This is a genomic window from Marinobacter sp. (genome assembly GCF_041690615.1).
Taxonomy (GTDB): domain Bacteria; phylum Pseudomonadota; class Gammaproteobacteria; order Pseudomonadales; family Oleiphilaceae; genus Marinobacter.
The window spans coordinates 132,614-156,078 of record NZ_JAWLGY010000006.1 but is presented as its reverse complement, the minus strand read 5'-3'; the positions used below and the strand labels follow the sequence as shown (position 1 = coordinate 156,078).

General features: G+C 58.0%; 21 protein-coding genes. 2 read left to right on the top strand and 19 right to left on the bottom strand.

What is annotated here, in order from left to right; all coding sequences use genetic code 11:
• Positions 1–94: 94 nt before the first annotated feature.
• The 12 genes from ACESMZ_RS06785 to ACESMZ_RS06730 all read right to left on the bottom strand — a co-directional run bounded on the left by ACESMZ_RS06785 (position 95) and on the right by ACESMZ_RS06730 (position 12,515).
• Positions 95–631, bottom strand: a complete 537-nt coding sequence (locus tag ACESMZ_RS06785) for a F0F1 ATP synthase subunit delta (RefSeq protein WP_372972394.1) — start codon at positions 629–631, stop codon at positions 95–97.
• Between the two features lie 12 nt (positions 632–643).
• Complete coding sequence (locus tag ACESMZ_RS06780; protein WP_372972393.1) at positions 644–1,114, bottom strand: F0F1 ATP synthase subunit B; 471 nt, start codon at positions 1,112–1,114, stop codon at positions 644–646.
• An 85-nt stretch (positions 1,115–1,199) separates the two neighbouring features.
• Positions 1,200–1,427, bottom strand: coding sequence for a F0F1 ATP synthase subunit C (gene atpE / locus ACESMZ_RS06775; protein WP_091850834.1), 228 nt, complete (start codon positions 1,425–1,427; stop codon positions 1,200–1,202).
• 52 nt (positions 1,428–1,479) lie between these two features.
• Positions 1,480–2,334, bottom strand: coding sequence for a F0F1 ATP synthase subunit A (gene atpB, locus ACESMZ_RS06770; RefSeq protein WP_372972392.1), 855 nt, complete (start codon positions 2,332–2,334; stop codon positions 1,480–1,482).
• Between the two features lie 16 nt (positions 2,335–2,350).
• On the bottom strand, positions 2,351–2,743 hold the full coding sequence (locus ACESMZ_RS06765; protein ID WP_372972391.1) for an ATP synthase subunit I: 393 nt from the start codon (positions 2,741–2,743) through the stop codon (positions 2,351–2,353).
• Positions 2,744–2,970: 227 nt separating this feature from the next.
• The gene (locus ACESMZ_RS06760) at positions 2,971–3,843 is read right to left on the bottom strand and encodes a ParB/RepB/Spo0J family partition protein (RefSeq protein ID WP_372972390.1); all 873 of its coding nucleotides are present in this window, start codon (positions 3,841–3,843) and stop codon (positions 2,971–2,973) included.
• A gap of 55 nt (positions 3,844–3,898) precedes the next feature.
• Complete coding sequence (locus ACESMZ_RS06755; RefSeq protein WP_372972389.1) at positions 3,899–4,693, bottom strand: ParA family protein; 795 nt, start codon at positions 4,691–4,693, stop codon at positions 3,899–3,901.
• Positions 4,694–4,695: 2 nt separating this feature from the next.
• A complete protein-coding gene (gene rsmG / locus ACESMZ_RS06750) occupies positions 4,696–5,358 on the bottom strand; it encodes a 16S rRNA (guanine(527)-N(7))-methyltransferase RsmG (protein WP_372972388.1) in 663 nt (220 codons plus the stop codon).
• A gap of 12 nt (positions 5,359–5,370) precedes the next feature.
• Complete coding sequence (mnmG, locus tag ACESMZ_RS06745; RefSeq protein WP_372972387.1) at positions 5,371–7,257, bottom strand: tRNA uridine-5-carboxymethylaminomethyl(34) synthesis enzyme MnmG; 1,887 nt, start codon at positions 7,255–7,257, stop codon at positions 5,371–5,373.
• Positions 7,258–7,662: 405 nt separating this feature from the next.
• Positions 7,663–10,815, bottom strand: coding sequence for an efflux RND transporter permease subunit (locus ACESMZ_RS06740; RefSeq protein ID WP_372972386.1), 3,153 nt, complete (start codon positions 10,813–10,815; stop codon positions 7,663–7,665).
• Positions 10,816–10,817: 2 nt separating this feature from the next.
• The gene (locus ACESMZ_RS06735) at positions 10,818–11,909 is read right to left on the bottom strand and encodes an efflux RND transporter periplasmic adaptor subunit (protein ID WP_372958746.1); all 1,092 of its coding nucleotides are present in this window, start codon (positions 11,907–11,909) and stop codon (positions 10,818–10,820) included.
• Positions 11,910–11,936: 27 nt separating this feature from the next.
• Positions 11,937–12,515 (bottom strand): DUF3833 domain-containing protein, encoded by a 579-nt coding sequence (locus ACESMZ_RS06730; protein WP_372958745.1) that lies wholly within the window; start codon positions 12,513–12,515, stop codon positions 11,937–11,939.
• 211 nt (positions 12,516–12,726) lie between these two features.
• On the opposite strand from ACESMZ_RS06730, the gene thpD reads away from it, so the two are divergent.
• Positions 12,727–13,659, top strand: coding sequence for an ectoine hydroxylase (thpD, locus tag ACESMZ_RS06725; protein ID WP_372972385.1), 933 nt, complete (start codon positions 12,727–12,729; stop codon positions 13,657–13,659).
• Positions 13,660–13,734: 75 nt separating this feature from the next.
• On the opposite strand, the gene ACESMZ_RS06720 is transcribed toward thpD, so the two are convergent.
• From ACESMZ_RS06720 to rpmH, 7 genes are all read right to left on the bottom strand, one after another.
• Complete coding sequence (locus tag ACESMZ_RS06720) at positions 13,735–14,790, bottom strand: cytochrome-c peroxidase (protein ID WP_372958743.1); 1,056 nt, start codon at positions 14,788–14,790, stop codon at positions 13,735–13,737.
• A gap of 252 nt (positions 14,791–15,042) precedes the next feature.
• Positions 15,043–17,235, bottom strand: a complete 2,193-nt coding sequence (locus ACESMZ_RS06715) for a TonB-dependent receptor domain-containing protein (RefSeq protein WP_372958742.1) — start codon at positions 17,233–17,235, stop codon at positions 15,043–15,045.
• A gap of 115 nt (positions 17,236–17,350) precedes the next feature.
• Positions 17,351–18,721 carry a tRNA uridine-5-carboxymethylaminomethyl(34) synthesis GTPase MnmE gene (gene mnmE / locus ACESMZ_RS06710; RefSeq protein ID WP_372972384.1) on the bottom strand — a complete coding sequence of 457 codons (1,371 nt, stop codon included), beginning with the start codon at positions 18,719–18,721 and terminating at the stop codon, positions 17,351–17,353.
• 100 nt (positions 18,722–18,821) lie between these two features.
• Positions 18,822–20,525 (bottom strand): membrane protein insertase YidC, encoded by a 1,704-nt coding sequence (gene yidC / locus ACESMZ_RS06705; RefSeq protein ID WP_372958382.1) that lies wholly within the window; start codon positions 20,523–20,525, stop codon positions 18,822–18,824.
• Positions 20,526–20,529: 4 nt separating this feature from the next.
• Positions 20,530–20,787, bottom strand: a complete 258-nt coding sequence (yidD, locus tag ACESMZ_RS06700; protein ID WP_372958383.1) for a membrane protein insertion efficiency factor YidD — start codon at positions 20,785–20,787, stop codon at positions 20,530–20,532.
• A 5-nt stretch (positions 20,788–20,792) separates the two neighbouring features.
• Positions 20,793–21,176 carry a ribonuclease P protein component gene (gene rnpA / locus ACESMZ_RS06695; protein WP_372972383.1) on the bottom strand — a complete coding sequence of 128 codons (384 nt, stop codon included), beginning with the start codon at positions 21,174–21,176 and terminating at the stop codon, positions 20,793–20,795.
• A gap of 13 nt (positions 21,177–21,189) precedes the next feature.
• A complete protein-coding gene (rpmH, locus tag ACESMZ_RS06690) occupies positions 21,190–21,324 on the bottom strand; it encodes a 50S ribosomal protein L34 (RefSeq protein ID WP_008172542.1) in 135 nt (44 codons plus the stop codon).
• A 673-nt stretch (positions 21,325–21,997) separates the two neighbouring features.
• On the opposite strand from rpmH, the gene dnaA reads away from it, so the two are divergent.
• Entirely contained in the window at positions 21,998–23,464 is a 1,467-nt protein-coding gene (gene dnaA / locus ACESMZ_RS06685; protein ID WP_372958385.1) for a chromosomal replication initiator protein DnaA, read from the top strand.
• Position 23,465: the final 1 nt, after the last annotated feature.

Here is a 23,465-nt window from a genome sequence, read left to right as displayed (position 1 = left end):
GATATCGAGCTTTTCGATTCTCTTCTTGATGATGTCACTGATCTCGGATGGATTCAGTTGCTGCATGCCTTTGTCCTCAAACCTTGTGCTGAAATCAGGCGCCCAGTGTGTCGGCGAGTTTTTCCAGCTTTCCACGTACAGAGGCGTCGATCACCATGTCGCCGGTGCGTACGATGACGCCGCCGATCAGGGCCTTGTCTGCCTGGGTGGAAAGCGTTACCTGCCGCTCGAGTTTCTTCGACAGGGCCTCGGCCAGTTTCTGTTGCTGTTCTTCCGTCAGCTCGAAGGCTGCGGTGACATCAATCTCGACAGTGCGTTCCAGGTCCGCGCGGAACTTGCGGAACAGTTCGGAGATCTGCGGAAGCAGCGCGAGACGGCCTCTTTCAGCGAGAATGGCGAAGAAGTTGCGGACCGGTTCGGAAACCTCGGTACCGGCAAATTCCAGAATGATGTCTGCCTTGGTTGACCGGTCGACACCCGGATGCGCGAGAAGCTCTTTCACGTCGCTGTTGGCGGCCACCTGTCCTGCCAGGGTCAGCACCTCGGACCAGTGAGCCAGGGTGCCCTGACTCTCGGCGGTCTCGAAGACTGCCCGGGCGTAGGGGCGTGCCAGCGTTGTCAGTTCTGCCATGATGAACCTCGTTTAAAGTTCGGCAGCGAGCTTGTCCAGCATCTCGCTGTGTGCGTTGGCATCGACAGATTTTTCCAGGATCTTCTCGGCGCCGGCGACGGCCAGGGCAGCCACTTCGGCACGCAGGGCATCACGCGCCTTGACGCGCTCCTGCTCGATTTCGGCATGGGCCTGATCGATGAGTTTCTGACCCTCGGTGCGAGCCTCGCTCTTGGAGTCTTCGACAATCTGGCTTGCCCGCTTGTTGGCCTGTTCGATCAGGGCAGCGGCTTCTTCCTTCGCGGCGCGCAGTTCCTGAGCGGCTTTTTCCTGGGCCAGCTCAAGGTCCAGCGAAGCGCGGTCTGCAGCAGACAGACCATCGGCTATTTTTTTCTGGCGTGCGTTCATGGCCTCGGTAATCGGAGGCCAGACGTACTTGACGCAGAACCAGACGAAAATAGCGAAGGCAATCGATTGCCCTATCAACGTAAGGTTTATATTCACGGCAATATACCTCTAGCTATTCGTTGCGTCCTGGTGTCCGTAAAACCGGGCGCCGCTCTCTGGCGCCCGTCCTTGACGGCCGAAATTAACCAGCAACAACGAAGATCAGGTACATCGCGATACCAACGCCGATCATGGGTACCGCGTCCAGCAGACCGGCCATGATGAAGGTCTTGGTTTGCAGCTGGTTCGCCATTTCCGGCTGACGTGCAGTGGACTCGAGCAGTTTGCCGCCCAGCAGACCGAAGCCGATGCCAGCGCCCAGGGCGCCCAGACCGATGATCAGTGCAGCTGCGATAAATACCATTTCCATTGAAGGCTCCTCAGTTTTCTCAGATGGTTAAGGGTTATTGATTGAATAAGTATCAGTGGTCTTCGTGTGCTGCGCTGAGGTAGACCACAGCCAGCGTTGTAAAGATAAAGGCCTGCAGGGTAACAACCAGGATATGGAAGATCGCCCAGGGCACGTTCAGCGTCCACTGGATCCACAGTGGTAACAGAGCGATAAGGATGAACACAACCTCACCGGCGTACATGTTGCCAAACAGCCGCAATGCCAGACTGACGGGCTTGATGATCAGCGCCAGCAACTCCAGCACCAGGTTGAAGGGAACCAGCGCCCAGTGGTTGAACGGCGTGAACGACAACTCCTTGAGGAAGCCGCCCGGCCCCTTGACCTTGAAGCTGTAGAACAGGATCAGCAGGAACACACCGATAGAGATACCGAAGGTACCGTTGGGGTCGGTAGTGGGAACAATCTTGAAGTACTCAAGCCCCATGGCATGGGCAATGGTGGGAATATAGTCGACCGGGATCAGCTTGAGGGTATTCATCAGCAGGATCCACACAAACATGGTCAGCGCCAGCGGTGCAATCAGCGGGTTCTTGCCGTGGAATACGTCACGGACGATGCCCTGAACAAACTCGACCGTCATCTCCACCATGTTCTGAAGACCACCGGGCTGTCCGGATGTGGCTTTCTTCGCGGCGAAGCGGAACAGGCCAAGGAACAACACGCCCATGGCGATGGACCAGCCCATGGTGTCCACATGCACGGCCATGAAGCCCATGTCTGCGGCTTCCTGGGCAGTGCGTGCCATGGTCCAGGTGGTTTCTTCAACCACGGAGCCGTCCGCACGCTCATAGCCTTCGGGCAACTTGCCGTAGGTCAGGTTGGTGAGGTGGTGCTTTATATAATCTACTGGGGTATCAGCTGCCATACTGCTTCTCGTCCAGTCATCGCTGTGGTCTTGGCCGCATGAACCAGCGCAGGGCTGCGCCCATCACAACCATCACAGCAAAAGTGAATAACAGAGCCGGCACATGGATCGGCTCCATCAAGTTGAAAACGGCCGCAAAAAACACTGCGGTAAGGGCGAGCTTGATCGACTCCGCCCTGAACAGGTTGCCTACCATCCGGGACATGTTACGCGCCCCTTCAACCTTGTAGACCTGGTAGGCAAACCAGGTATTTGGCACCAGAAAAATAAGACCGCCTACGAGGGCGGAATAACCGGCCAGAACACCCTGAGTGGCCCATAAAAGGGCCATCACAACGATGGCTGTACTTTCAATGACCAGCCAGCGGAGCAGCGGCACCCGGTTAAGACGATGTCCGGACTTTGCCATGACTAACAACCTGCCGCTATTCCAAGCGCGGGAATTATATGTGTTAACCGAAAGCTGTTCAACTCAACCAACGCGAAAATCTGGTGGTTTTTTGGTCACTTCAGGCACCGTTCGAACGCGAATTACACAAGTTGTGCCTGTGAGCTGATCCCATCACGAGATGTGGTATTCAATATGAAATCCTGTTTCAAAAAGAGATGTGCCTGGCCGGCAAATTAAAATGACGATCAGCGGATATGACCCAGAATTCCGTCCAGTTCGTCCAGGGAACTGTATTCGATAACAAGCTTACCCTTGCCTCGCTGGCCATGGTCGATGGAGACCCTGGCGCCGAGACGTTCGGCCAGGTCATCCTGCAGGGCCCGGATGTTTGGATCAACTTCACCCTTGCGGGGCTTCTTTCCGGGGGTCTCGCTCTGTATCCGCCGCACCAGCGCTTCCGTCTGGCGAACAGACAGGGACTTTGCGACGACCTGCCGGGCAACCTGCAGTTGCTGCTCCGGCGGCAGTGAGAGCATGGCTCGGCCATGACCCATCTCCAGGTCGCCGTGCTCGAGCATGATACGAACGTCTTCAGACAGACCAATCAGGCGCAACAGATTGGTAATGGTGGTACGGGACTTGCCCACAGCTTCCGCGACCTGGGCCTGGGTCAACCCGAATTCGTCCTGCAGGCGTTGCAGTGCGAAGGCTTCCTCGATGGGATTGAGGTTTTCACGCTGGATATTTTCGATCAGCGCCATGGCGATGGCCGCTTCGTCCGGTACGTCACGGACAATGGCGGGCATGCGGTCCAGTTCCGCCAACTGGGCAGCGCGCCAGCGACGTTCACCGGCAATCAGCTCATAACGGCCTTCCTGGATCGGCCGGACCACCACTGGCTGCATGATGCCCTGTTGCCGGATGGAGTCCGCCAGCTCCTGCAGGGCAGCGGGGTCCATATCGCGACGGGGCTGGTAGCGGCCACGCTGGATCAGGTCGATGGGAATCTCCCGCAGTTCGCCATCGTGGCTGCGGGGTTCCTCTTCCAGGTTCACCCGGGAGTTCGCCAGCAGGGCACCGAGACCCCGTTCACCCAATCCTCGTTTCTTTGCCGCCATGGTCGTTGTCATTTATCCACAATGAAGAATTCGTCGGTCGTCAAGGCGCCCTATGTTACACCGCAACGCTGCCAGTCGTCTTGCGACTGCCATGGCGCCGGACCATTTCACCGGCCAGGGCCAGGTAAGCCACCGCACCCTTGGAGGCACGATCATACTTCAGTGCGGGCAGGCCGTAGCTTGGCGCTTCCGCCAGCCGGACATTGCGGGGAATCACGGCCTTGTAGACCTTGTCGCCAAAGTACTCCGACAGCTGACCGGAGACGTCCAGGGTCAGGCTGTTGCGGGGATCGTACATGGTGCGAAGGATACCTTCGATCTGCAGGTCCGGATTGACCGTTTCCTGGATCTGCTCAATGGTGTTCATCAGGGCCGCCAGGCCCTCCAGGGCATAGTACTCGCACTGCATGGGGATCAGTACGGTATCGGCGGCAGACAGGGCGTTCACAGTCAGCAGATTCAGGGAAGGCGGACAGTCGATCAGGATGTAATCGTAGTTTTCGCGAATGGTATTCAGGCAAAGCCGCAACCGGTGTTCCCGGCCGATCTCGTTCATCAGCTCCACTTCCGCCGCCGTGAGATCGCCATTGGCCGGCAGCAGGTCGAAGCCGCCGTTTTCCACCGGCACGATCACCTCGCTGGCACCAGCCCGTTTCGTCAGTACGTCATAGCCGGACAGCTGCACACCATTCTTGTCCACGCCACTACCCATGGTGGCGTTGCCCTGGGGGTCCATATCCACCAGCAGGACACGACGTTTGGTGGCTGCCAGGGATGCCGCCAGATTGACACAGGTGGTGGTCTTGCCGACCCCGCCTTTCTGGTTGGTCACGGCGATAACGCGAGCCATGGCTAGCCTCCTGTAGTGGAATCCTGTGGTGCAGACGTCCGGCTGATCACCAGCAAGTGGCGCTCACCATCACAACCGGGATAGTCCAGTCGGTGGTGTTCGGCCAGCTGCCAGCCTGCCGGCAGGGAAGACACCTCATCATCCGGGAACTGGCCTTTCATGGCAAGGAACTGGCCGTCATCCGCCAGCAGGTCTGCGCACCAGGTCACCAGGTTGGGCAGGGCGGTAAAGGCCCGGCTGGTGATCTGCCGGAACGGCTGCGATGGCTCACAATCCTCGGCACGGCCATGGATCACGTCAACGTGATCCAGCCGAAGCTCGAGCTGGCACTGGGTGAGGAAGCGGGTCTTCTTGCTGTTGCTGTCCAGCAGGGTGAACCGGCGCCCCGGACAGGCGATAGCCAGGGGTATCCCCGGCAGGCCGCCGCCGGCGCCCACATCCAGCACCCGGTCTGTGGTGATAAAGGGCATCAGGGTCAGGCTGTCCAGCAACTGCCGGGGTACCATCTGCCGGGGCTCCCGCACAGCAGTGAGATTATAGGCCCGGTTCCACTTGTTCAGCAGTGCCAGAAAGGCCAGCAGTTGTTGCTGCTGGCCTGTGGACAACTCCAGCTCCATGGCGATCAGTCCGTCGGACAATTGCCGTTGCCATAATGCTTCGCTCATGCCGGCCCTCCGTCAGGCCGACTGCTTGCGGAGCAGATCCCGCTTTTTCAGGTGCACCAGTAACTGGGAGACTGCGGCCGGGGTTACGCCCTGGATACGGGAAGCCTGGGCTATGGTTTCCGGACGCACGTCCTTGAGTTTCTGGCGGATCTCGTTGGACAGACCGCCTACCGCATCAAAGTCAAAGTCATCGGGCAGGCGGGTTTCCTCATTCCGGCGCAGACGCTCGATCTCGTCCTCCTGCCGGGAAATATAGCCTTCATACTTGATCTCGATCTCCACCTGCTGCTCAACGTCATCAGCGCCGGCACGATGACCGCCGATCTCGGCGACCTCGGTATAGCTGATCTCCGGCCGGCGCAGCAGCTCGGCCAGGGTGTTATCTCGGTTCATTGGCTGCTTCAGGTAGCCGTCAGCGATCGATGACTGATCCGTGTTCGGGTGGATACGGGTGGTTTCCAGGCGCTGGCGCTCGGTGGCAATGGCATCCCGCTTCTCGTTGAAGCGGCGCCACCGGGCCTCATCCACCAGCCCCAGGTGATAGCCAGTTTCGGTCAGGCGCAGGTCGGCGTTGTCTTCCCGCAGGATCAGGCGATATTCCGCGCGGCTGGTGAACATGCGGTAGGGTTCGGAGGTACCCATGGTGATCAGGTCATCCACCAGTACACCGATATAGGCCTCGTCCCGACGAGGATACCAGGGCTCCTTGTCCTGGGCCTGCAGGGACGCATTCAGGCCCGCGAGCAGGCCCTGGGCGCCGGCCTCTTCATAGCCGGTGGTACCGTTGATCTGGCCAGCAAAGAACAGGCCACCGATAAACTTGGTCTCCAGGGTATGACGCAGGTCCTGGGGATTCAGGTAATCATACTCGATGGCATAGCCAGGACGGGTAATATGGGCGTTCTCAAAACCCGGGATCGAGCGCACCGCCGCGATCTGGATATCAAACGGCAAGCTGGTGGAGATGCCGTTGGGATAGAGTTCGTGGGTATTCAGCCCCTCAGGCTCCACAAAGATCTGGTGGGAGTCCTTGTCTGCAAACCGGTTCACCTTGTCCTCAATGGAAGGACAGTACCGGGGACCGACACCTTCAATCTCACCGGCAAACATGGGCGAGCGATCAAAGCCGCTGCGAATGATGTCATGGGTTTCGGCAGTGGTTCGGGTGACGTAGCAGCAGACCTGACGGGGATGCTGGTCCCGGGAACCCATGAAGGACATGAGCGGCGTAGGGTTGTCGCCCCACTGTTCGTCCATAACGGAGAAATCCACCGTACGGGCATCGATGCGGGGCGGGGTGCCGGTTTTCAGGCGACCGACGTTGAAGGGCAGCTCCCGTAATCGCTTCGCTAGCGCATTGGCCGGTGCATCGCCGGCACGACCGCCGGCATGGTTCTGCATGCCAATGTGGATAACGCCACCCAGGAAGGTGCCGGTGGTGAGCACCACGGTCTTCGCGTTGAATCGGATACCCGTGTTGGTGACCACTCCGGTCACCCGGTCGTTTTCCACAACCAGGTCATCAGCGGCCTGTTGGAAAAGCATCAGGTTGGGCTGGTTTTCCAGGATTTCACGGATTGCCGCCTTGTACAGCACCCGGTCAGCCTGGGCGCGAGTAGCACGCACCGCAGGGCCCTTGCGGCTGTTCAGCACGCGGAACTGGATACCGGCGTGGTCGGTAGCCTTCGCCATGGCGCCGCCGAGGGCGTCGATTTCCTTCACCAGATGACTCTTGCCGATACCACCAATGGCCGGGTTGCAGGACATCTGGCCCAGGGTCTCGATGTTATGGGTCAGCAGCAGTGTCTGCGAGCCCATGCGGGCCGCGGCGAGGGCGGCCTCGGTACCGGCATGGCCACCGCCAATGACAATGACGTCGAAACGGGTCGGAAAATCCACAGAATCACCTCGAAAGCGGGGGAAAAATCAGCAGGGCAGTATACCTGCAAGTGCAATGGCTTTGCAGTGTCAGTGGGCAAATTTTAACCAGACAGGGACTAATTGTAGAGGGTGATGGGCTCCGGATACGGGGAACTACCTAATTATCCCGCTATTTCATGGGCTTGAAATAGAGTGTTCACAAAACTTTTCAAGAGAGTTATCCACAGAATAAACCGTCTGAAAACAGCGTTTTTAATAACCTTTATTATTGATTTAAAACGATTTTTAGAAATCTATCAAAAGATCATACCCAAATTATCCATGATTTTATCCACAGAATTCCGGGCAAATTGAGACGGCTACTCAGCGCAGTGTCCACGGGCAGGTCATCCGGCCCGAATACAGGCCGGGTATGCCATGAATCTACTCGACAGGACGCTCAGGACTCCGGGCCGCTGAAAGTGCTCCGGTGCCCCTTGCACGCTCCGCTTGTTCCTCTCGCTCCAGCGCCCTTTCAACCGTATTAGCCGACCTGGCAAATCGGGCCAGCAGGTTGTACAGCACGGGAATCAGGAACAGCGTCAGGGTAGTGGCAAACACCAGGCCACCCAGAATCACCATACCGATAGCGGCGCGGCTCTCCGCACCGGCACCGGTGGCAATCACCAGGGGAACGGCGCCGAACACGGTGGATATGGTGGTCATCAGCACCGGCCGGAAGCGCAGTATCGAGCCTTCCAGGATGGCATCCCGCACGTTATGGCCCTGGTCCCGTAGCTGGTTGGCGAACTCCACCATCAGTATCCCGTTCTTGGCCATCAGGCCCAGCAGCATCACGATGCCAATCTGACTGTAGATGTTCAGGCTGATTCCCGACCAGAACAGGGCCATCAAGGCACCGGTAACTGCCAGGGGTACCGTGAGCATGATGATCATCGGATGGATCCAGCTTTCGAACTGGGCCGCCAATACCAGGAATACAATGATGAACGCCAGGCCGAAGGTCAGGTAGATGGCATTGGAGGACTCCTGGAACTCCTGGCTCAGGCCCTTGTAGCTGATCCGGGCTTCCGGGGGCAGGTTGTCCGCCGCGAGGTTATTCAGATATGTCAGGGCACTGCCCAGGTCGTAGCCATCCGCCAGCGAAGCGCTGATCACCACTGCCGGCAACCGGTCGATCCGGCGCAGATCCGGGTTGGCACCGATTTCCTCCATGCTTACCAGGGCCGCCAGGGGAATCAGCTCGCCGCCATCCCTGGGCCGCATGAATATCTGACTCAGATCGGAAGGGGTGGCCCGGTTGGCGTCACTGGCCTGTACGATGACGTCGTATTCCTGCCCCCGGTCCAGGTAGGTTGTCACCTGGCGGGAGGCCAGCATGGTCTGCAGGGTGAGACCTACATCCTCCACGGTGATGTCCAGGTCCGCTGCCCGTTCCCGGTCAATGGTGACCCGCAGTTCCGGGCGGGTCAGTTCGAAGTCAGTATCAACGTTGAGAAGTCTGTCGTTTTCCTTCGCCTTACTGACGATTTCCTCACTCCATCGCTGGACCGACTCGTAGTCCGGCCCGGCCACCACAAATTCCACCGGCTGGTTGAAGCCACGCTGACCAAGGCCCGGCGGGTTGACCGCAATCACCCGCACACCGGAGATATCGGACAGCTTGTTCCGGATCTCACTGGTGATCTGCTGTTGCTTCACATCCCGCTGGTCCCAGTGTTCCAGCCCCATAATCATGAAGGCGTTATCTTCCTCATCACGAAAACCCACGATGGCCAGCAGCCGGTTGGCAATACCTTCATCCAGATAGGGCAACAGTCGCTCTTCAGCCTGACGCACATAGTGGTCGGTGTACTCGACCGTCGAACCCCGGGGGGCGTCGGTGGGCATGATGATGACACCACGATCCTCTATAGGGGCCAGCTCCTGGGCCAGCTTGGGGAAAACCACAAAGGCTATCACCAGGCCGGCAAGGCCCAGACCGATAATCAACCCGGGCTGACGCAAGGAGAAGCGGAGCATGCGGGCATAGCCGTTGGTCAGGCCATTGAGCACCTTCTCGCTGGCCGCCCAAAGCCGGTGGCCCTCGGCGGATTCGGGGCTGTGTCGCAGCCACTTCGAGCACAGCATCGGAGCCAGGGTCAGTGCGACGAAGCTGGAGAACACCACCGCCGCTGCCAGGGTGAAACCGAACTCGGCGAACAACCGGCCAATATTTCCCCCCATGAAGGAGATGGGGATAAACACGGCTACCAGTGTCAGTGTCGTCGCCACGATGGCAAAGGCGACCTGCTTGGCCCCCCGGAACGACGCCAGCAGCGGTGGTTCACCGTTATCGATACGGCGCTGGATGTTCTCCAGCATGACGATGGCATCATCCACCACCAGGCCAATGGCGAGGATGATCGCCAGCAGGGTCAGCACGTTAATGGAGAAACCCAGGAATCCCAGACCGATAAACGCTCCGATGACAGCCACCGGTATGGTCACCGCCGGTATCAGGGTGGCCCGCCAGGAGCGCAGGAACAGGAAAATCACCAGGATCACCAGGGAAACCGCGATCGCCAGGGTGGTAATGACCTCCCTGATGGAGGCCCGTATGAATATGGATTCGTCGTAGCTCTCGGTAATACTCACTTCCGGTGGCAGGGTTTCCCGGATATGAACCAGTTCTTCCCGCACGGCATCGGAAACCGCCACGGTGTTGGCCTTGGACTGGCGGATCACGCCCATGCCGATGGCCGTTTCACCATTGGCCCGCAGGCGACTGACGTCTGACTCCACGCCCATCTGCACATTGGCCACTTCACCCAGTCGCACCAGGTCATTGTTATCGCGACGCACGACCAGGTTGCGGAACTGTTCCACGTCATTGAGACGCCCTTCGGCACGTACCGTAAAGTTACGGGTGGAAGAGTCCACCGACCCCGCCGGAAGCTCCACGTTATTGGCCCTCAGGGCCCGCTCCACCTCGGCCACGGTAATGTTCCGGGCAGCAAGCCGGTCCCGGTCGAGCCATACCCGGATTGCGTATCGGCGCTCACCGCCGATGCGTACATCCGCCACCCCATCCAGTACGGACAACCGGTCTACCAATACCCGGTCGGCGAAATCGCTGAGTTCGGCACTGTCCCAGACCTGGCTGCGAAGGGTTATCCACATCATGGGGCGGGCATCGGAGTCCGCCTTCTGTACCACTGGGGCATCGGCCTCTTCCGGCAACTGATCGGCAATCCGTGATACCGCATCCCGCACGTCGTTAGCGGCGATATCCACATCCCGGGAGATATTGAATTCGATACTGGTGCGGGACTCACCCTGTTCGGTAGAGGACTCAATGGAGCGAATGCCCTCGATCCCGCTGATGGCACCTTCCACAACCTGGGTAATCTGCGTGTCGACCACCTCGGCCGCAGCGCCGGTGTAGTTGGTGGAAATGGATACGATGGGGGGATCAATATCCGGATATTCCCGTACCGGCAGATCGAGCAGGGCAGCAACCCCGAACACCACGATCAGCAGGCTGAGAACCGTGGCAAAGACCGGGCGCTTGATGGAGAGATCGGACAACACCATGCTCAGGACTCCATGGCCTGGAAGCGGTTATCCGGAATCGCATTATCCTCTTCCTTGACGTCTACCCGGTCGCCACTGCTCAGACGGTCCTGCCCGGTAATAATTACCCGGTCGCTGTCACTGATACCGCTGACCACTTCCACCAGCCCCGGCATCCGGGTACCCAGGGTGACCCGGGTACGACGGGCCACGCCTTCATCAACCGTGAACACATATTTGTCATCGCCCCGGATCAGCACCGCCTGTTCCGGGATTACCAGAGCCTCTCGCTCCCTCAGGGTCAGGCTTGCGGACATGAACTGGCCTGGGCGCAACCGGCCTTCCGGGTTATCGATCAGTGCCCGCACCGGCAGAGAGCGACTCAGTTCACTGATGCGGGTGCCGAGCTCAACCAGTTCGCCCTGAAACATCTCGTCCGGCCAGGCCGGTGAATTTCCCCGTACCACCTGGCCCAGGGAAACCTGGCCCAGGAAGCGCTCCGGCACCGAGAAGGTGAGCTCCATCCGGTCAGTGGCGTCCAGCGTAGTAATCATGGTTCCGGGAGTGACATAGGCACCAACGCTCAGATCGGAAAGCCCGATCACACCGGTGAACGGGGCCACAATCCGGTGGTTCTCCAACCGTACGCGGGCCGCCTCCCGCTCTGCCAGGGCCACGTCCACGGCGGTGCGCAGCTCATCCACCTGGGACTGGGAAATACTGTTGTTGGTGCGCAGGCGGTTGGCCCGCTCCAACTGGCGCCGGGCATCCGCCAGCCGGGATTCGATCACGCGGAGATCCGCCGTCGCCTGGCGGTCGTCCAGTCGCAGCAGCAGTTCGCCCTCATCCACCCTCTGGCCGGCCGCCAGGTTGTGCTCCACCACCCGACCACTGACTTCCGTGGTCAGTTCCACGGCTTCCAGTGCCTGCAGGCTGCCCACCGCACTCACTTCGTCACGAACCGTGTCCAGTTCCGGCGTTACCACGTTGACCGCACTGGCGGATGGTCCACTGCTACCCTCTGTCTCAGAGCCGGCATCCATCGTGTGCCAGATGTAGGCACCACCCACTGCGACCACGACCAGCACGGCGGCGGTCAGCCATTGTTTCCACATAGGAACGACTACCTGTTTACGTCAGTTTCATTTATTGTCGGAATAACCGGTACGGCGGATAACCAGTACCACCTCGCCCACCGGGATGCCCCATTTGCTCATGGCGGTTTCGTTGATCAGGGTGTCCGGCGTGACCAGGTACATCCAGTCGTCCATGCGCACATCGATGGTACCGTCCCCGTAGGGCACCCGCAGGACATAATTCATGTTGATGGCGTTACCCTGCCAGCTCATGAAACCCGGCTCTACCACGTCTCCGGCTTCAGCCCGGTAACCGCCATCTTCCGGGGTCAGCGTCCAGACCCGGGTATCAATCTCGCCGTCATCGAACCGGAAGACCTCGTCCAGGGTGCCGATGCCGTCCTCGTTCCAGCTGGCTTCAATATACGCGTCGAAGGTACGGATAACCTCCCCGGACATATCTTTTACCACACCCCGGGCCACCAGCGAGCCCCGGAAAAACTGGTCCGGTACCAGGGCCGGAGACCGGTCCCGGTAATCGTCTATGGACGGGCCCGCGCAGCCAGTGAGCAACAGCACCGTCAAAAATACCCACATACGGTGGCTGAGACCACCACGACGTATCGCAGAAACAGGGGTTTGCATAACCTTTACACTCCAGCTGACCGATGTCGTGGAGATACGACCATCGGCGGGCGGCGGTTCTGCACACGCAGGAGGCCTTGAAATTGCGGATGACTGTCCCTAGATATCAGAGGCCGCTTCGGCACAAGTGTAACTATATATTTTAAAAGGGTTTTACTGTTATCTACTGTGTGAGTTGAGTAATCGAGTCCTACTGAAAGGAGGTTCGAATATGGAAACTCGTTCTCAAGATCTCTATCCCAGCCGTCTGGAACGCCCAATCCCGTCTTTTGACCGTCTGGACCCGGTGGTGCACAGCACTGGCTCTGACCGGACCAATGGTCCCCTCAGTGAGACTGACCTGGCCCGGTACGAACGGGACGGCTTTCTCGCCTTCCCGAACTTTCTTGACCAGGAAACTGTCGCCCGGTTCAGGCAGGACCTGCGGGACTATGAAAATGACCCTGATATCCTCCGAGCGGAAGGCACCATCACCGAACCCGGCAAGCAGGAAATCCGTTCCGTTTTTGGTGTGCACGAGTTATCCGAACGTTTTGATCGGCTAACCCGGGACCCCAGAATACTGGACATGGTCCACCAGTTGCTCGGCAGTGATGCCTATATCCACCAGTCCCGGATCAACTTCAAGCCGGGTTTCCACGGCAAGGGCTTTGACTGGCATTCCGACTTCGAGACCTGGCACGCGGAAGACGGCATGCCCCGTATGCGGGCGGTCAGCTTCTCCATTGCACTGACCGACAATACCCCCTTCAACGGGCCCCTGATGCTGATTCCCGAATCCCACAGGAAATTCGTTCCCTGTGTCGGCCGCACCCCGGAGGACAACTATCAGCATTCCCTGAAAAAACAGGAACTGGGGGTACCCAATGATCAGGATCTGGCGCAGATGGCAGACGAAGGTGGTATCAAGGCGCCCACCGGTCCGGCAGGCTCGCTGATTATTTTTGAATGCAATACGCTCCATGCTTCCAACGCCAATATGTCCCCCTGGCCACGGAGCAATCTGTTCTTCGTGTTCAACAGTGTGGAAAACCAGCTGGTGGAGCCTTTCTGTGGCAACAAGCCCCGCCCGGACTTTCTGGGTAACCGGACCAATACCCGGGGCTTGCAGCCGGTACGCGACGATCTGCGCCGGACCGGCTGATTACCGGACAGTCACCGGTCCGCCAACGCAAAAGGGGAAGCCACCGGCTTCCCCTTTCTGTCTCTGCTACAACCCTCAGTCCAGCAGGGACATGGGCTCCGGACGTGGTGTCTTGTCCGTGCTGGGGGGCAGTTCCGGATAACGAACCTCAGGCACATCACCGGTCAGCGTTTTCAGGAAGGCGACAATGGACTGAACTTCATCGTCTTCCAGCTCAGTGCCAAGCTGGGACGTTCCCATGACCGCCACTGCCTCTTCCAGGCCCCAGACGGCGCCGGAGTGAAAGTAAGGCGCAGTCAGCTCGATGTTACGAAGAGGAGCGGCCCGGAAGACATACTCGTCAGAGGCCGTTTCAGTGACCGCAAAACGCCCCTTGTCACCCTCTGGCAGAATTTCCGCTCCCGGACGGGTCACCAGGCCAAAGGCATAATAGCCTTCACCACCAAAGTTGACACCACCGTGGCAAGCTGCGCAGCCCTTGTCCATAAACAGGGCCAAACCCTCCTTTTCTTCATCATTGATGGCGTTGTCGTTACCCCGCAGGAACTGGTCAAACCGCGCATCCGGAGTGATAAGCGTCGCTTCGAAAGCTTCGATGGCGGTGGCCATGTTGTCAAAGGTCACCGGATCCTGCTGCCCCGGGAAGGCGTCCTGGAAACGCTCGACATAGTCAGGCATTGAGGCCAGGGTCGCCACAACACGCTCCGGCGTGCTGCTCATCTCCACCCCTGCCTGGACCGGTCCCTTGGCCTGCTCCGCCAGATCGGCGGCACGGCCGTCCCAGAACTGGGCACTGTTGAACACGGCGTTGAACACGGTGGGGGAGTTACGGGGCCCCTTCTGCCAGCCGTGGCCAATGGAGGTTGGCAGGTAGTCGTGCCCCCCCATACCCACGTTATGGCAGGTGTTACAGCTGATCAGATGACTGGAGGACAGACGCGGCTCAAAAAACAGCATCTTGCCCAACTCAACCTTCGCGGCCGTCAGCTCGTTACCGTCGATAACCGGTGGGTACTTGGGAACGGAACTGAACATGTTCGACGCCCGGTCCCGCAGTTCACTGTTGGCCAGGGCAACCTGCGCCCCGGCCATGAGGCCTGCAGTCAGCATGATTGCAGTCGATAGTTTCATGGCACCTTTCCCTCACTTTGTGGAGCATTACGAATGTTTCACAAACATAATACCAATGCCCGGAGAGCGCCAGAACAAGATTCAACACCAAACGTGCAAAGAATTGACCTAACACAAAAAAGGAGCCGCCAGGGCCCCTTTTTGATAAATGTCAGTTATCGTTTTCCGCGCTTACTTCACCCGAACAAGGCGGCCAGAATCATGCCGGTTCCCACCCGGGGAGAGAGTCCCAAAGGACCGGCATGACAGAGCTCAGAAGTTCACTGTGGCAGAGAGCCAAAGACGACGTCCTTCCTCCACACGCCCGCCGCTGGCCATACCGCGGAACTGGTAGATGTAATCAGAGGCCCACTTGTTCTGGGTATTACCATCACTGTCGACGTAGCTGTAGGAATCACCGGACAGGAAATCCTTGTCCAGCAGGTTGTAAATGGTCGCGGTCAGCGTCACGGTCTCTGTTGCCCGGTAGCTGCCACCCAGATGGAACAGGGCATAGCTGTCCAGCTCACCCACGGCATCATCAATGGCCTGTTCTTCTGCATTGTAGTTCTCACGCTTCTTCAGGAAACGGGTGCGGTGGTCCATGTATTCGCCGGACACCCACAAATCCAGGGAAGGTGTGGCAGACCAGTTCAGGCGTGCATTGACCATGTGTTCCGGTGTGTTGGTGAGGGGTGCACCCTCGTTGTCACCGCTTTTCTGTTCACTGTCAGTGAAGGTGTAGTTTGCCCGGACAGTCCAGTCGGGAGCGAACCGCCAGCTGGAACCGAGCTCTACACCCCGGGTCTCGGCCTTGCCAATGTTGGCGAGCTGGCTATAGGTGCCGTCAGGGATCTGGCTATCGCCGGAAATTACCACGTCATCGCCGTCATCAATCTTGTCGTCAAACCGGTTGTAGAACAATGTGGCGTTGGCCTTGAAGCCGGTGAGGTTGTCGAAGTAGGCCCCGACTTCATAGTTGGTGCTTTTCTCTGGCTCCAGGTCCGGCGTACCAATGGTGATTGTTTCTCCCTGGCTGGTTACACCATTGATCCCGTTGTGGAGATCATTGATATCCGGCGTCTTGTAACCCTGACTGACACCGCCTTTCAGGGTCCAGTTCGGCGTGGTGCTCCACACCAGGTAGGCCCGTGGGGTGAAATGTCCGGCGAAGGCGTCATGGTCTTCATAACGTCCCCCCAGCGTGAGGGCCAGGTCGTCCCGGAGATACCACTCGTCCTCGGCATAGAGGGCCCAGGAGTCCTGTTCAAAGGTGGTATCGGCAAGACCGTCCTTCAGACGGCTGTTGCGATACTGACCACCCAGCGTGACGATATGATCATTGGTCACCGGGGCCACCAGCGTGGTATCGAAAATGGTGTCTTTCGACTCCAGTTCACGGTCCTCGCCAGCAACCAGGTTCTGGTAGGGGGCATCGTAGGCCTGGCCAATATCACCGGGCAGGGTACGGCCCTCGGTTTCAGTGACGTTGTGGGTCAGGTCGCTGCTCCAGGTACCGACGTCCAGGTGGCTGGAATGGCCGAGCACAAACTGGTTACGATTGAAACGCAGCTCGTCTTCATAGCCATTTGCTGCTCCGGGATCATCCGCACAACTTCTGTTCCTGCCATCCAGGGTTCCCAGCTGGCATTCATCGTTGTTGTAGACCTGGCGGCCCTGCTCCATATCCAGATAGAACTCATGCCCATCGGTAGGAACCAGCGTAAGCCGGGCACCCAGGTTACTGTTGCGGCCTTCGACCGGCGCCACTCCCCGCTTTGGGGCTTCATCACCGTTGTCAAAGGTAAGGTCAGACGCACTGCGATCAAACAGGCTGCCACGGACCGCCAGTCCCAGTCTTTCCTCCATCAGAGGGCCACTGGTGTAGAAACTGACCTTGCCATTGTCGCCATAGTCCCTGTCTTCCTGGAAGCTATGCTCCAGGGTGACGGAGCCGGACCACTCGTCCGATACCTTTTTGGTGATGATGTTTACCACACCGCCAATGGCATCAGACCCGTAGAGGGTCGACATGGGGCCACGGATAACCTCGATGCGTTCAATGGCCGACATGGGGGGCATGAAGCTGGTGGAGGTGTCTCCGAAACCGTTAGGAGTAACGTCACCCGGAGGATTTTGCCGCCGTCCGTCGATCAGGATCAGGGTGTACTCGCTGGGTAATCCGCGAATGCTGATATTCAGGCCGCCTGTCTTTCCGGTATTCTGCCGGATATCAATACCTTCCACGGTATCCAATGCCTGGGCGAGGTTGGAGTACTGGCCCCGCTGCAGTTGCTGCTGACTGATGACGCTGATGCTCGCCGGTGCATCGGTGACCTTCTGCTCAAAACCCGATGCTGAGACCACCAGTTCATTCAGTTCCATGGGCTGCCCGAAAGCCTGAAAACTCACCCCGGAAGACAGCAGGGCAATGGCAGAGGCAAGACAAGACGGACGGTTAAACATGGTGGCTCCTTAATAGCGTTCAATTTTAAGGAGCGAATGATAATAATTATTACTTAGAGTTAACAGCTGTAATATCGGTACGTTACGTTCCGGATTCCGGAACGCCAATGGATGGTTACTTGCCGATGCAGAAACTGCTGAAGATCTTCCCCAGCAGATCATCCGGGGTCATGACTCCGGTGATTTCCCCCAGGGCATCCTGGGCGGCCCGGAGGTCTTCCGCCAGTAACTCGCCGGCACCGTAACCCTGCAACTGATCCTGTCCCTGTCGGAGAGACGCCAGGGCCCTTTCCAGGGCATCCAGATGACGGCGCCGGGCAAGGAACCCCCCTTCGGTGGTGGTGGCGAAGCCCATACACTGCTTGAGGTGATCCCGTAACACCTCGAGTCCTTCTGCAGACTTTGCCGCAAGCCTGATGACCGGTGCGGATTGATGGGGTTCTGCGGATATCCCGACGGTTTCGCCGGACAGGTCCACCTTGTTACGGACCACGGTTACCGGCGCATTCTCCGGCAACTGATCGATAAAGTCAGGCCAGATAGCGCGGGGTTCGGTTTCATTGGTAGTGGTCCCGTCGACCATCAGCAGAATACGGTCAGCCTGGCGAATCTCTTCCCAGGCCCGGGCAATGCCGATCTGTTCCACCTCGTCCGGGCTGTCCCGCAGGCCGGCGGTATCAATGATATGCAGTGGCATACCGTCGATGTGGATATGTTCCCGCAGAACATCACGGGTCGTACCTTCAATGGCGGTGACGATGGCAGCCTCCCGTCCGGCGAGGGCATTGAGCAGGCTTGACTTGCCAGCATTGGGACGGCCGGCAATCACCACCTTCATGCCGTCGCGCAGCAGGCTGCCCTGGTGGGCTTCGGCAAGGATTTTCTCCAGGTCTCCGAGGATTTTGTCGAGGTCCGAAGCAACCTTGCCATCGGCCAGAAAATCGATCTCTTCCTCCGGGAAATCGATGGCGGCTTCCACGTAAATGCGAAGGTGGGTAACTGACTCCACCAGTTCGTTGACCCGTCGCGAAAATACGCCCTGAAGTGATTGTACGGCGGACTTCGCTGCCTGCTCGGAACTGCTCTCGATCAGGTCGGCAATGGCTTCGGCCTGGGTCAGGTCCAGCTTGTCATTGAGAAAGGCCCTTTCGGAAAACTCACCGGGACGGGCCAGACGAGCGCCCAGTTCACACACCCGGCGCAGCAGCATATCGAGGATAACCGTGCCACCATGACCCTGGAGCTCCAGCACATCCTCGCCGGTAAACGAGTGGGGGTTGGGGAAAAACAGGCCAAGCCCCTCATCGATGAGCTGGCCGTTCGCATCGAGAAAGGGGCCGTAGTGAGCGTACCGGGGGCGGGGCTCGAAACCCAGTATATCCAGGGCAATAGTATGAGCGGAGGGGCCTGATACCCGAACGATACCTACGCCAGCCTGCCCAGGGGCCGTGGCAATAGCTGCGATGGTGTCAGTGACGACTTGCATGGATTCCTCCGCCGGGAGCTGGCGCGATTTCAGTGAACACAAACGGAACGGGGCTCCCTGAGGAGCCCCGTGTTACACCAGTTGAACAGTCGCTGGACCGTCAGGACTTGCGGGCTGCCATCTCCGCCTCGATCTTGCGGGTAATGTACCACTGCTGGGCGATGGACAGAATGTTGTTGGTCAGCCAGTACAGTACCAGACCGGCCGGGAACCACAGGAAGAATACCGTGAAGATGATGGGCATCAGCTTCATGATCTTGGCCTGCATGGGATCCGGCGGTGTCGGGTTCAGGTGCATCTGCAACATCATGCTGGCGCCCATAAGAATCGGCAGGATGAAGTAGGGATCCATCTGGGACAGATCCTGGATCCACAGCATGAAAGGGGCATGGCGTAGCTGCACACTTTCGAACAGAACCCAGTAAAGTGCAATAAATACAGGCATCTGCACCAGTATGGGGAGGCAGCCACCAAGAGGATTGATCTTCTCCTTCTTGTACAGGGCCATCATTTCCTGGGACATACGCTGGCGGTCATCACCGTAGAGCTCCCGCAAACGGGTCAGCTGGGGCGCTACTGCCCGCATACGGGCCATGGAGCGGTAACTGGTGGCTGACAGCTTGAAGAATACCGCCTTCACCACGACCGTCAGCAGGATGATGGATACGCCCCAGTTGCCAACCAGGCTGTGAATCCAGTCCATGAAAATGAACAGGGGTAGTGAAATAAAGAACAGGAAGCCAAAGTCGACGGTCCGGTCCAGGTTCGGTGCCACGTTTTCCAGGCGATCGATGACCTTGGGGCCAATGTACACGCGGGCTCCCGCCGTTCCGGTTTCGCCGGGTTCAATCACCGTCGCAGGACTGACAAACCCCATGACATTGAGATTGCCACGGCGGGTGGTCTGGAACTGATGGGTCTGGTCACGGGGGGGAATCCACGCCGAGATAAAATAGTGCTGAAGGAACGCCAGCCAGCCGTTGGTGACCGGCTGGTTAATGCGATCATCTTCCAGATCGGAGAAGTCGTATTTCTCGTAGGGATCTTCCGGCGTGCTGATAACCAGTCCGAGGAAGGCACGGATACCCATACTGTTCTGGGCCGTGGGGTCAGGCGCCTGGTCGCGCACGATCTTGCCGGTGAAATTGCCTTGCCAGGGCTGCTCGGAGCGGTTGTCGATGAGGTATTCCACACCGATTTCATAGCTGTCCCGGGCAAGGGTGTAGCGTTTGATGACAGCAACGCCCTGGTCAGTCTCGTAGCTCAGATCTACCTGCAGGGAGTCCTGGCCGTCCTCAAGGGTGAATCTGCGGGTATCAACCTGGTAGACCGGCGGTTCACTGTTGCTGCGACTGTCAAAACCATTCTGACCGATCATACCGCTTTCCAGGAAATAGGTACGGTTGTCTGAGGTCTGCAGCAATCGAAGGGGTTCTTCACTATCGAGGGTGCGGTCGTAGTCCAGCAGGGAGGCTTCCACCAGGTTGCCGCCGACCCGGTCGATCTTCAGTTCCAGCGTATCGGTAGTGACGGTTACCAGGCGCTCGCCGGCGGAAAGATCCGAGGCACTGGCGGTTGCGGATTCACCCGGTGCGGAGAATTCGTCAGAAGCCTCATCGGTGGCTGAGCCATTGCTTTCAGGAAGGGACATTTCATCGTCAGCGGCAGAGTCGTTCAGATCAGCAGTCCGCTCCTCAACAGCGACCGATTCGGCAGGCTGGTTGTAATCCTCGTTCCAGGCAAGAACCATCAGGTAGCTGACAATGGCTAGACCGGCAAATAATACGATGCGCTGAATGTCCATAAACTTAGTCTGCAGTTGGGTTGGCTTTTGTTCGTGTCGTGGACCGGTCGGTACCGGGTACCGGGTCATATCCGTGTGTGCCCCAGGGATGGCATCGGGACAGACGGCGTGCTGTCAGCAGGGCACCTTTCAATGAGCCATGGGTTTCAATGGCTTCGAGGGCATAGGCGGAACAGCTTGGGATATGACGGCAGTGGCTGGCCATCATCGGACTGATGGCGTAACGATAGACTTGGATGGGAATGACCAGGAGAGATCGCATAATGCCTATCCTGACCGGTCGGTACCGGTATCGTTACCAGGTGACTTCCTGGCCAGCTTTCGCCAGAGGTCGTTCAGGGTCTGATGCAGGCACTGGTTGTCCTGGCTGGCCAGATTCTGGCGACCAAGAACCACGATATCCAGTGAACCCAGATCCTTACGGTGGCGAAAGGTCTCGCGAACCACTCGCTTTACCCGATTGCGCTGAACGGCATGCCTGAGATTTCGCTTGGAAAAAATCAGACCTAGCCTGGGTCGTCCCAGTGAATTGGGCGACGCCAGTATCAGAAAATGCCGGTGGGGTACCCGTACCTGTACGTCGTTGAATACGCCTGAATAATCTGCAGGTCGAAGCAAACGGGACGTCTTGGGAAACGAGTTATTCCCCACACTGAAATCCGGATCAGGCTGACAGACGTGCGCGGCCTTTTGCGCGACGACGTGAGATTACCTTGCGACCGTTGGCTGTTGCCATACGGGCACGGAAACCGTGAACACGCTTACGCTTCAGGACGCTCGGTTGAAACGTTCTTTTCATGATTACGCTCTCATAGATCGAGTGGTTGATCTGCAGCAACTGGCTGCAAAATGAACAGTCAAAACAGGAGCGGCATTCTAAGCAAATCGTTGGGGGATTTCAATGCTTTCCGGTAGCCGCTGGTAAGCAGGTTCCCCGGGCCAGGTGTTCGGGTGATCAGACAGCCTGTTCGTCGGTGGGTAATAACTTTAATAGATCTTTCTGATTCTTTTAAATCTTTTCTGTAATTACTGTTATTAGGATCAGGGATTTCTGTGGATAGGTGGATAAACCACAGTGAAAACAGGATGTTGGCTTCTGGGTAAGGCTGTAGGTCAAGGGGGGTGAGCCCTGTGGACAGGGTCCGTATGAATTGGGGAGAAATCGGGTTTTGGCGAAAACCCGGTTTTATCCCGGATTGGTCCCGGCTCGGTGAACAGGGTTGCGGACAGGTCGTGAACAGGATCCTGTGGATAAGTTTTTATGATTGATTTTCTGTACACAACGGTGTGTGTAAGATTGTAAAAATTTGATAAAAAAAGAGAAAAATTTCCACAGGGTGTTTATGGGTTCTAGTTTTGGGCTTTTCCTGCGGTCGTCCGAGGGGTAGAATTTCCGGTCCCGAGATTCGTCAGTATCAATTATCAGTTCATCGAATCCATTTCTGGTCCATCAGCATCGGAGGCAGGCGGTCGTGCCGCAGAGTATCTGGCATCAGTGTCTTGAAGTACTCCGGGATGAGTTTCCGGCACAACAGTTCAATACCTGGCTACGTCCGCTTCAGCCACAGCTGGATGAAGGAAACCTGGTGCTGTTCGCTCCTAACCGGTTCGTGATGGACTGGGTGAACCAGAAGTACCTGCGCCGTATAGAAGAGGTCATCAAGGACCTGGAAGGCGGCCAGGCTCCCCGGGTTAACATGAAAGTGGGGTCTGCATCGAGGCCGGCAGACGCCGGAAGTGGCAACGGTAGCGCTGGCAGGGCAGGGAGTAGCGACGACAGAGGGCAGGTCAGGCGGTCCGTGCCGGTGGCAGAGGACAATACCGGTCAGGTCACCGAAGAGGAAAAGGGGGTGGCAGCCTCGGTGCCGTCTTCGGGACCGAAACGGTCGTCGGTGCAGGTGGAGGGTGATATCAAGCACCAGTCCTTCCTCAATGAAGGTTTCACCTTCGATACCTTTGTGGAAGGCAAGTCCAACCAGCTTGCGCGGGCGGCTTCAATGCAGGTGGCCGAGAATCCTGGTGGCGCCTACAACCCTTTGTTTCTCTATGGTGGGGTTGGCCTGGGTAAAACCCACCTGATGCATGCCATTGGCAATGAAATCGTGCGACGCAATCCGGGGGCCAAGGTGGCCTACCTGCGTTCGGAGCGGTTTGTGGCGGATATGGTCAAGGCGCTGCAACTGAACGCTATCAACGAGTTCAAGCGCTACTACCGCTCGGTGGATGCCCTGCTGATTGATGACATCCAGTTCTTTGCCCGCAAGGAACGTTCCCAGGAAGAGTTTTTCCATACCTTCAATGCCTTGTTGGAAGGCGGGCAGCAGGTTATCGTTACCTGTGACCGCTTCCCCAAGGAAATAACCGACATGGAAGAGCGGCTAAAGTCCCGGTTTGGCTGGGGCCTGACGGTGATGGTGGAGCCACCGGAGCTGGAAACCCGGGTTGCTATCCTGATGAAAAAGGCGGAACAGGCCAAGGTGCGACTGAGCAGTGAGGCGGCGTTCTTTATTGCCCAGAAGATCCGCTCCAATGTTCGTGAACTGGAAGGCGCATTACGACTGGTGATTGCCAACGCCCATTTTACCGGCTCTGAGATCACGCCACCTTTCATCCGGGAAAGCCTTAAGGACCTGCTTGCCCTCCATGAAAAACAGGTCAGCATCGACAATATTCAGCGTACGGTGGCGGAGTATTACAAGATCAAGGTGGCGGACCTGTTGTCCAAGCGCCGGACCCGTACCGTTACCAGGCCCAGGCAGATGGCCATGGCATTGTCGAAGGAACTTACCAATCACAGCCTGCCCGAGATCGGCGATGCCTTCGGCGGTCGCGACCACACTACCGTCCTGCATGCCTGCAAGAAAATCGTGGAGTTGCAGGAAAGCGACCCGGGCATCCGGGAGGACTACCAGAATTTCATGCGTCTGCTGACCAGCTGAC

What these genes read in the sequence shown, in the direction of transcription:
- ACESMZ_RS06760 (WP_372972390.1), bottom strand. Translation starts at nt 3,843, where the DNA reads ATGGCGGCAAAGAAACGAGGATTGGGTGAACGGGGTCTCGGTGCCCTG.
- ACESMZ_RS06765 (WP_372972391.1), bottom strand. Translation starts at nt 2,743, where the DNA reads ATGGCAAAGTCCGGACATCGTCTTAACCGGGTGCCGCTGCTCCGCTGG.
- mnmE (WP_372972384.1), bottom strand. Translation starts at nt 18,721, where the DNA reads ATGCAAGTCGTCACTGACACCATCGCAGCTATTGCCACGGCCCCTGGG.
- ACESMZ_RS06735 (WP_372958746.1), bottom strand. Translation starts at nt 11,909, where the DNA reads ATGTGGAAACAATGGCTGACCGCCGCCGTGCTGGTCGTGGTCGCAGTG.
- atpE (WP_091850834.1), bottom strand. Translation starts at nt 1,427, where the DNA reads ATGGAAATGGTATTTATCGCAGCTGCACTGATCATCGGTCTGGGCGCC.
- rsmG (WP_372972388.1), bottom strand. Translation starts at nt 5,358, where the DNA reads ATGAGCGAAGCATTATGGCAACGGCAATTGTCCGACGGACTGATCGCC.
- yidD (WP_372958383.1), bottom strand. Translation starts at nt 20,787, where the DNA reads ATGCGATCTCTCCTGGTCATTCCCATCCAAGTCTATCGTTACGCCATC.
- ACESMZ_RS06740 (WP_372972386.1), bottom strand. Translation starts at nt 10,815, where the DNA reads ATGGTGTTGTCCGATCTCTCCATCAAGCGCCCGGTCTTTGCCACGGTT.
- ACESMZ_RS06785 (WP_372972394.1), bottom strand. Translation starts at nt 631, where the DNA reads ATGGCAGAACTGACAACGCTGGCACGCCCCTACGCCCGGGCAGTCTTC.
- ACESMZ_RS06730 (WP_372958745.1), bottom strand. Translation starts at nt 12,515, where the DNA reads ATGCAAACCCCTGTTTCTGCGATACGTCGTGGTGGTCTCAGCCACCGT.
- yidC (WP_372958382.1), bottom strand. Translation starts at nt 20,525, where the DNA reads ATGGACATTCAGCGCATCGTATTATTTGCCGGTCTAGCCATTGTCAGC.
- ACESMZ_RS06715 (WP_372958742.1), bottom strand. Translation starts at nt 17,235, where the DNA reads ATGTTTAACCGTCCGTCTTGTCTTGCCTCTGCCATTGCCCTGCTGTCT.
- rpmH (WP_008172542.1), bottom strand. Translation starts at nt 21,324, where the DNA reads ATGAAAAGAACGTTTCAACCGAGCGTCCTGAAGCGTAAGCGTGTTCAC.
- thpD (WP_372972385.1), top strand. Translation starts at nt 12,727, where the DNA reads ATGGAAACTCGTTCTCAAGATCTCTATCCCAGCCGTCTGGAACGCCCA.
- ACESMZ_RS06720 (WP_372958743.1), bottom strand. Translation starts at nt 14,790, where the DNA reads ATGAAACTATCGACTGCAATCATGCTGACTGCAGGCCTCATGGCCGGG.
- atpB (WP_372972392.1), bottom strand. Translation starts at nt 2,334, where the DNA reads ATGGCAGCTGATACCCCAGTAGATTATATAAAGCACCACCTCACCAAC.
- ACESMZ_RS06755 (WP_372972389.1), bottom strand. Translation starts at nt 4,693, where the DNA reads ATGGCTCGCGTTATCGCCGTGACCAACCAGAAAGGCGGGGTCGGCAAG.